This window comes from Alicyclobacillus sp. CIJ1 (assembly GCF_057538885.1).
Genome location: NZ_BAAJPH010000127.1, coordinates 1 through 282 on the forward strand (window position 1 = coordinate 1; position 282 = coordinate 282).

Sequence of the window (282 nt, forward strand, 5' to 3'; positions counted from 1 at the left end):
AAGACAGATGCGAAGCGACATGCGAGCGAGGAAGGCGCAGAAGCGCCGGCTCGGGACGCAAGCTTTGCAGAGAAATCTGAGGCGAAGAGAGACGTGAGCGGGTACGCTTGAAAGAGCGACTCGCAACCGAGCTTCGCCGACGATACAGATGCGAAGCGACATGCGAGCGAGGAGATCTGCAGGCCGAAGGCCGAAGCCCTCCGAGCGAGCATGGAGCGAAGCAGGTCTGGTGACCATAGCGGAGGGGCAACACCCGTACCCATCCCGAACACGGACGTGAAG

1 rRNA gene is annotated in these 282 nt (G+C 61.3%); it reads left to right on the top strand.

The features are described from left to right. Nucleotides 1-225: 225 nt before the first annotated feature. A 5S ribosomal RNA gene (gene rrf / locus AC27E8_RS11745) occupies nt 226-282 on the top strand; the annotation flags it as partial.